Here is a 7,454-nt window from a genome sequence, read left to right on the forward strand (position 1 = left end):
TTTAATATACTCCATTATCCCATACTGTATTGCACTCAATCAGGAACCGCTATAAATTAAAACTGCCAAGCTTGTGAAGTTTGGCAATGTCTAACACTTGATATTCATTTCCAAGTGGATTTTTCATCTCTTGCTGGCGTGCAACTTTTACCATTTCCTCTGATATGTCTACACCAACAACTTTTGCAGATCCTTGTTCTTTCAACAATCTGCTATAAAAGCCAGTACCGCAGGCTAAGTCTAGAATAGTTTTCCCTTGAACATTACCAAGAATCTTAAATAGTGTAAATTTTTCGGCGATCGGCAATGTGGCTACAGTTTTAAACTGCTCGTAAACACCGCCAATAGTATCATATAGCTCAGTCATTAGATCCTCAACCAATAGTAAATTAGAGTAATTCTCTCATTCTTCCTAGTCGATGCTGGGGTGCTATGTATTAGTCACATCTTTCTTAACAAAAAAGTGAAATACTGGAAATTAAAATACCAATTGTTCGTTTTTAACTCTCCAGCTAAATAAAAATAAATTTCTGATGACAATATTAAGTGGTGTTGCAGTTCATAAGCGATCGCACTTGAGCTTCTGAACCTCAAGGTTGCACCTTTTATCCTGGACGTTGCACCTTTTATCCTCAAAGTTGAGCCTCTGAACCTCAAAGTTGAGCCTCTGAACCTCAAGGTTGAGCCTCTGAACCTCAAAGTTGAGCCTCTGAACCTCGAAGTTGAGCCTCTGAACCTCAAAGTTGAGCCTCTGAACCTCGAAGTTGCACCTTTTATCCTCAACGTTGCACCTTTTATCCTCGAAGTTGCACCTTTTATCCTCGAAGTTGGGATTTGCTACTCAAAACAGCCAGATAAATACCCTATGCCTCCTGCCTTCTGCCCCCTGCCTCTTAATACTAAGGTGACTGATTTAACACCCACTTCAACCACTGCCTAAAGGAACTTACAACATTCAACCTTTGAACTCCAGGCGCACGAGCGGCGGCGAGTCCATCAACGGCGACTAATGCGGCGTATTGCAAGCCCAAGAAACTATCAACTGCGGCATAAGGGCCACCTAAAGTAATAGCCCCAGCTGCATACATTTGACCTTGATCGCCACGCATTTCTACCAATTCAAAATTGTTCGCTACAGTCAATCGTCCCAAGTGGTTTACTGGGAGATTGTAATGTTTCACCAAATCTGCTAATAGGGGATTGGCATCTACCTTGGCATCCAGTCCGGTAGCATCAATAATAAAGTCAGCTAACAATTTCATTTCTCCAAAGCTTTGTTCTCGGATACGGGTAATAGTCCGGTTTTGGGCATCTCGTTCCACATCCAGCACCTCACCGAAGGTAATTTGATACCAGCCTTCGCTTAACCCTTGAGCAGTAATTTTCTGCCAGTCTTGGCGGTCGGCGGTGGTAGTTCCACCCCAGTCTGCTAGTAAACGTTTGCGTTCATCGGGGGTAGCTTTTTCTAACATTGCCCGGAGTTCGCCGCCCCAACAGGCTTTCGGCCAGTTAAAGGGTTGAAATTCGTAATGATTTTTGACTAAGCGTTGGGCATTTTGAAATTTGTTACCTTGGGGTTTAGGCGATCGCATTAAATGCAAAACTGCAATATTCCGATTTCGTTTTCTGGCTTCATAAATCCGCTGCACAATCCGCGAAGCTACAATTCCCCGCCCCCGAATCAATACCGTACCACCATGTTGCTCTAGTTGCTCATAAACGCGATCGTGGGCTTCATAAGCATTGACGACAGATTTAAAATCTTGATATTTTTCCCTATAAGCTTGCAAATCTGGGAGAAACTGAATTGCTGGATACCCAGTAGCTAAATGTAAATAACGACTAACTAAAAAAGCATAATTTCCTGGGCCGCGAGAATAGGCTACGCAATATCTACCGTCATCAGTTTTGCGAATTACCCTAACTCGCCCATAGCGATAAATTTGATTCCAGCCAATGCGCTTCGTCTCCCTATCTATGGAATCAAAGACATTACCTGCACGAGGAGTATAAGTTTCTGCAAATGTTGGTTCGGCAAACACTTGCCATAAATACTTGAATGCTGACTTTATCTCTCCCTTGGCTAAGTCTCTCCAAGCTTCACGCAAGGCATAACTGGGCCAACCCCAAATATTATCGGGACAAGAGTCAGAATTAGAACGCAGTCTTTCATATAAAGGAATTTGTGAATTCAAACACAGGCGCTTGTAACGGGCATAAGGTTCCGCCTCTAATCCCAAAGCCACAATTTTGTCAGCACGCACACCACTAATTCGCAGCAAATCAGCCCATAAAAAGCTACCCAATCCCGCCCCGATCGCTAGATAATCAGATTCATCTACTGGTAATCCTGTAGCATGAAGTGCTTGCACAGAAACCTTTTGTGCCTGAAACGCCAATGGCGGGAAATTACTTACCACGGGCGTTAGCGGCTGAACTACAGGTAAGCTGGGGTCTGGGCGATTGGTATTTGCGTTGAAGTGAATCGTTGAAGGGGGGGTGGTATCTGGTGCGGGTACGTTAGCAGCAAATGTCACCGTTATCACATAAGGGCCAATTTGCAATGTATCGCCATTAACCAGGACACTGCGTGTTTGTGGTTGACCGTTGACATACACACCGTTAACGCTGCCTTGGTCAATCACCACCAGATGGTCTTGTTCCCAGTTAATTAGGGCATGGTAGCGAGAAACTTCGTTACTGTTAAGCAGCATCCTAGAAACACGCTGTCCCTTGAGTTCAGCAGGTAAGCGAGCGAATTCCCGACCAAAAGCGATCGGCATACTCAACATTGGTTCTCGCCGTTCTCCCGTCGCTGGATCGTCCCAACTCAATTGGATTTGTAAGTCATTTGTCATTTGTCATTTGGAATTGGATATGGGGCAAAACAGTTCCGTTAAGGTCAGCGGGGCGTTTAGCCCGTTTCGAGTTCCTCGGCAAGCGAGTAAAGAAGTGAGATTCCCCACTCAGCACTCCTGAAGGGCATTGGGCATGGAAAAAACTCTTCTCCAGTCTCTACTTGTTACTCCTAACTCCTAACTACCAACACACTTACAGCCGCAGCTAAAGATGTCCCACACCAATGACAGCCAATTTGTAGATTCTCTCCTGGGGAAACTTTATGACATTTGGGGCATTCTAAGCCATAAACCCCTAGCGGTGGTGCAAGGGGTGTTGGTGGGTGATGGTGATGTTCGAGATTTATTGCTGGATTGGGTGGTAGCAAAATTGTTGCTGGAATGCTACCCGTGGAAACGCCCGTAACATTGAGTTTTATTTGTCCCAAAGAGATGCTAGTACCCTCAGTTAAAGGCATTTCACCTTGGACTAATTGCCGTCCATCGACAACGGGGGGATTTTGCGATCGCAAATTCCTGATATAAAAGCGTTGTTGCTGGTGATGAAAAAATATTTCAACGTGCAGTCCAGATACAGTAGGATGACTCAGAACAATGTCGCACCGTAAGGGATCGCGACCGATGCGGACAGTGCCATGATTTTGACTTGGCTGTTGTTCGTAAATGTTCTGAGTTTTATCTTGACCTGCATCGTGCCACTGTAAAGTTAGTGCGTTCATGGTTCTAACTTCGTAAATCGTATTTAGATACTTCAACTTCTTTCTGTGCGATTCCTAACACGATTGAGTCGGTGCAAGCAAGTATTTAGAAAAAACTTCAACAAGCTTTATCTCGCTGACGCTAGTTTATCAGCGATGCGTGTTGTTTCTGGTAGGCGATATTTGGGCGTACAGCGTAATACATAATCAATCGCTGTCGGTAAACTAATTCGATGACCACTGGAGATGTATAGGGGTTTTACTCCTGTGCGCGATCGCAAAACTGCCCCAATGGTTTCACCGTTATATATAAGTGGTTGGGTGCTACCTTTAGTTTCTGCCAATTGTTCATGCTTACCTACCAACCTAGACTTAGCTACCCCAATTGTCGGCATATCTATAAGTAACCCTAAATGGCTAGCTATGCCTAATCTGCGGGGATGAGCAATACCCTGACCATCACACAAGATAATATCTGGTGTTGTTTTAATCTTTTCTAGGGCATCAAGGACGGCTGGAATTTCCCGAAATGAGAGGAACCCAGGAACATAAGGAAAGGTTGTAGGACGATGTGCTAGGCTTGTTTCGATTACTTGCAAATCAGGAAAACTCAGGACTGCGACAGCAGCACGGCTAATTGTTCCATCAGCTTCAAAACCCATATCCACGCCAGCAACATACTGGATAGGTTCTTGCAGTTGATCTTCAGTAATTACTTGATTTTGTAGCGTTTCTTGGATAACTATGGCTTCTTCTAGCGTCGAAGGCCAAGCACGATCTCGATAAAAGTTCATATTTGAAATTGGAATTAACTGATTAATATTAATACCGTTAATTTGGCAACCACAAAAACCAGAGTTTTTGATGTTGATGCAGGGAAAATATATTTTTGCAAAAGCCTGTGAAAGACTATCTTTATACTAAATATTTTAGCCCAAGTTAGCTGATATCTTGCATCATCATGTTACTTAAGGCTGTCAAGAGGGAATCCTGAGAATATAAGTTTATTTTTCTAGATTTTCTCTTTTACTGGTTATGACACAGCCAAATATTCTAAAACTTGCAAAACAGGGAGATGCAGAAGCGATCGCATTTCTGATGAATCGCCACCTACACCCCAAAGGAGTCGCTGCAAAGGTTACTTTCCAAGATGCTTGCTTGCAGGTAATGCTAGAATCTGCCGAAGTACCAAATCAGCAAATTTTAGTTGCATTTATCCGCAAAGGGTTAACGGCTTTAGGGGCTGCATCTATTGAAAGAGTCAAAGTTTATGGACAACAAACAGATAATGAGTTTCCAGCTTGGATTAAAGAGTTTAATTTAGGTATAGCAGAAGCTGAAATAGAATTAGTAGATAATGAACAGTCTGCCAATAATCCTCAAAGTCTAACTATTTGTATTAACTTAAGTGGCGATTCTGCACAGGGATTAACAAACCAAGATTTTGAATTTATTGCTAATCAAATAAGTACAGATATTTTATCATCTTGTACTGAGGTTTCTGTTCAAAAAGTAAGTATTAGTAATGGTAGCTCTGTGATTACAAAGGAACGTTAGTATTTAATTTTCCTCATGCATTGATGCAGAAAAAAAGCCTACAGTCCTATTTATTGCAGAGATATAATAAATCCAATGATATTTTATATATAGGGCTTAATAAATTGTAAAAATGTTGCTTTTACCTATGAATGGGGAATCATGAGATAGAAGATATTATCTCAGTTTTTCGGATTTATTGGTTATGACACAGCCGACTCTTTTAGAACTTGCTAAACAGGGAGATGCACAGGCGATCGCATCTCTGATGAACCGTCAATTACAACCCAAGGGCATCACTGTAAAAGTAGCCCTCAAGGATTCTTGCTTACAGGTGATGTTAGAATCTGCCCAAGCACCAAATCAGCAAGCCTTAATTGCATTTATCCGTAAAGGTATAACTGGCTTAGGTGCTGCATCTATTGAGAGAGTAAAGGTTTACGGGCGACAAACAGGCGAAGAGTTTCCAGCTTGGAGTCAAGAGTTTGAGTTAGTCGTACAGATGAACTCCTCCTCTTTCCATGTAGAACAAAATGCCACAAGTCAGATATCTGTTTCAAGCTTAGATGCAGAGGAAAGCAAGATTTCGCAACCTTCTATACAAAGTAAAAATTCAAAATCACCAAATACATTAGAGGGAGAACAATGGGCTAATATAGGCGGTTTACTTCTAGTAGCTTCGTTGATACTATTATTTATTAACTGGCAGTTTGCATTAACAATATTTGTTGTAGCAATGATAGCTTATAACATGACAAAATTTACTCAGATTCTTCACCTAAATAAGATTGGCGACTGTGGCGAACATGAAGAATTGCGACAATATCTTCTTCAACGACAAACAAAACTCGATATTTTCTTCGTTTTCCAACCCAAAGTTGCCGAATTTCACGACCAATCACTGCTACTTCTGGTGCTATGCTACAGCGATTAGGAAATTCTTGAAGCGAAGCGATAGCGTCTTGAAGTTCGTAATACCAGTTGTTGGCTACTTCAGCACTCAGATTGTCGCACATCCAACGATAGGACATTTCGATTTCTTGAAAAGCGGTGGGTTGAATGAGAACTTGGTAACTCATGGGCGAGGCGGAATGCCAAGTTTGTGTTGTAGGGTTGCCAAGGCTTCTTCGGCAGGAATTCCTTCACCGTGCTCAAACTCATCTAGTCCTTTACGAATACCTACTATTGTTTCTAAATAATCAATGCGTTCTAAGAGTTCTCTGTATGTGGCTAGGGGCTGTTTTGGGGCTGTTTTGAGTGATTTCAAAAATTCAAGTAGATCCTCTAGCAGTTCGTTTGGAGTGTTGTCAATTTCTTGTAATAGCAATTCTTTGATCGTCATTACAGTTAATAGATGAGATTGATGTTTCTAGTATAGCGATCGCACCTCAAAGCTAAACTAGAACAAGCAGTGCCATATTTCGACACTAATCAGGAGAAATTATCATGCTTAATGGACTCAGACAACAGGCGATCGTCAAACCTGGTGGTCTAGTATAAATGATGCTCCTGAGCAAAATTCTGTAGCAGATGTTTGGTTACAAACCAAAAACTTTTTGAGAAAATTTTGGATGATATGCAAATCTTTTTCTGTTGTCAAATAGCTGTTGAAATTCTTTATCAATCATCAAGCGCGAGTTATTTTCAAGGTAGGAGTCCGTCAGCTCAGACTCAGGAATTAAGTTATCTTCTGGGTCATCATGAATTATATTATTTATCCAGAAAATTTTTAGCTTGATCCAGTTCAAAGAAGATATCATCCAATATCTCGTTGTTTTGCTTGAATCAGATACGATATCCTCTAAATTAGAAGACAGTAAATAGACTGTTGAGGCTGTTATCTATCACGCAAAAGCACAATAACATGGCTTTTTCTCATGAATTTCAGCGCTATCGGAGCGTGGGCCCCCTCGATATCCTCCCAGGTCTAGTTAGTTCCATCCTTCTACACTCTATTTTACTGATGGGGAGCAAATATTGGTTCACAGCTTTTATGCCTGAGCCTAAGCAAGAGATTCCAATTGAGGTAGTTGAAGTTTATCCCAATGAAACACACATACCCCAAAATAACCTCATTCCGGGCTACTAAAAATTCAATTGCAGGTGGTAAAGCTTTACCGAAAAAACCTGTTTCTGCTGTGAAGTCAGCTAATTCAGATGCACATAAAGCCTCTAGCAAGAGTCCTTCTGACTCAACAACCTTATCTTCAGCAGAGGTATTCCGGCCAGAACAAAGGGAGCAAAAAGCGGAATCACCAAATTTATCTCCTCAACAACCCAAAGTTGAGCCAACAGCGATCGCAAGACCAACTATACCACCAGCAGCCAAACCACAGCCAACAGCGATCGCAAGACCAACTAT

At 41.8% G+C, this 7,454-nt stretch carries 9 protein-coding genes; 2 read left to right on the forward strand and 7 right to left on the reverse strand.

Features of this window, described 5'->3' with window-relative positions; genetic code table 11:
• Positions 1-49: 49 nt before the first annotated feature.
• The 4 genes from ACFE93_RS17000 to nfi form a co-directional block, all read right to left on the reverse strand.
• Positions 50-367: a class I SAM-dependent methyltransferase gene (locus ACFE93_RS17000; protein WP_375474419.1), complete on the reverse strand. Its 318-nt coding sequence runs from the start codon at positions 365-367 to the stop codon at positions 50-52.
• A gap of 532 nt (positions 368-899) precedes the next feature.
• Positions 900-2,858 (reverse strand): FHA domain-containing protein, encoded by a 1,959-nt coding sequence (locus ACFE93_RS17005; protein ID WP_375474421.1) that lies wholly within the window; start codon positions 2,856-2,858, stop codon positions 900-902.
• A 170-nt stretch (positions 2,859-3,028) separates the two neighbouring features.
• Positions 3,029-3,577 carry an FHA domain-containing protein gene (locus ACFE93_RS17010; protein ID WP_375474423.1) on the reverse strand — a complete coding sequence of 183 codons (549 nt, stop codon included), beginning with the start codon at positions 3,575-3,577 and terminating at the stop codon, positions 3,029-3,031.
• Positions 3,578-3,684: 107 nt separating this feature from the next.
• The gene (gene nfi, locus ACFE93_RS17015; RefSeq protein ID WP_375474425.1) at positions 3,685-4,350 is read right to left on the reverse strand and encodes a deoxyribonuclease V; all 666 of its coding nucleotides are present in this window, start codon (positions 4,348-4,350) and stop codon (positions 3,685-3,687) included.
• A gap of 241 nt (positions 4,351-4,591) precedes the next feature.
• Here nfi and ACFE93_RS17020 point away from each other — a divergent pair, with 241 nt between their 5' ends.
• Positions 4,592-5,113, forward strand: a complete 522-nt coding sequence (locus ACFE93_RS17020; RefSeq protein ID WP_375474427.1) for a hypothetical protein — start codon at positions 4,592-4,594, stop codon at positions 5,111-5,113.
• Between the two features lie 740 nt (positions 5,114-5,853).
• On the opposite strand, the gene ACFE93_RS17025 is transcribed toward ACFE93_RS17020, so the two are convergent.
• From ACFE93_RS17025 to ACFE93_RS17035, 3 genes are all read right to left on the reverse strand, one after another.
• A complete protein-coding gene (locus tag ACFE93_RS17025) occupies positions 5,854-6,171 on the reverse strand; it encodes a type II toxin-antitoxin system RelE/ParE family toxin (RefSeq protein ID WP_229461456.1) in 318 nt (105 codons plus the stop codon).
• Complete coding sequence (locus ACFE93_RS17030; protein ID WP_375474429.1) at positions 6,168-6,434, reverse strand: prevent-host-death family protein; 267 nt, start codon at positions 6,432-6,434, stop codon at positions 6,168-6,170. Before ACFE93_RS17030 ends, ACFE93_RS17025 begins: the two co-directional genes overlap by 4 nt.
• 196 nt (positions 6,435-6,630) lie before the next feature.
• Positions 6,631-6,852, reverse strand: a complete 222-nt coding sequence (locus ACFE93_RS17035; protein WP_375474431.1) for a hypothetical protein — start codon at positions 6,850-6,852, stop codon at positions 6,631-6,633.
• 285 nt (positions 6,853-7,137) lie between these two features.
• Between ACFE93_RS17035 and ACFE93_RS17040 the strand changes: the two genes are divergently transcribed.
• A partial coding sequence (locus tag ACFE93_RS17040) for a hypothetical protein (protein WP_375474433.1) occupies positions 7,138-7,454 on the forward strand: 317 nt, incomplete at its 3' end.

The sequence above is a fragment of the uncultured Nostoc sp. genome (genome assembly GCF_964247315.1).
In the GTDB taxonomy this organism is placed as follows: Bacteria; Cyanobacteriota; Cyanobacteriia; order Cyanobacteriales; family Nostocaceae; genus Nostoc.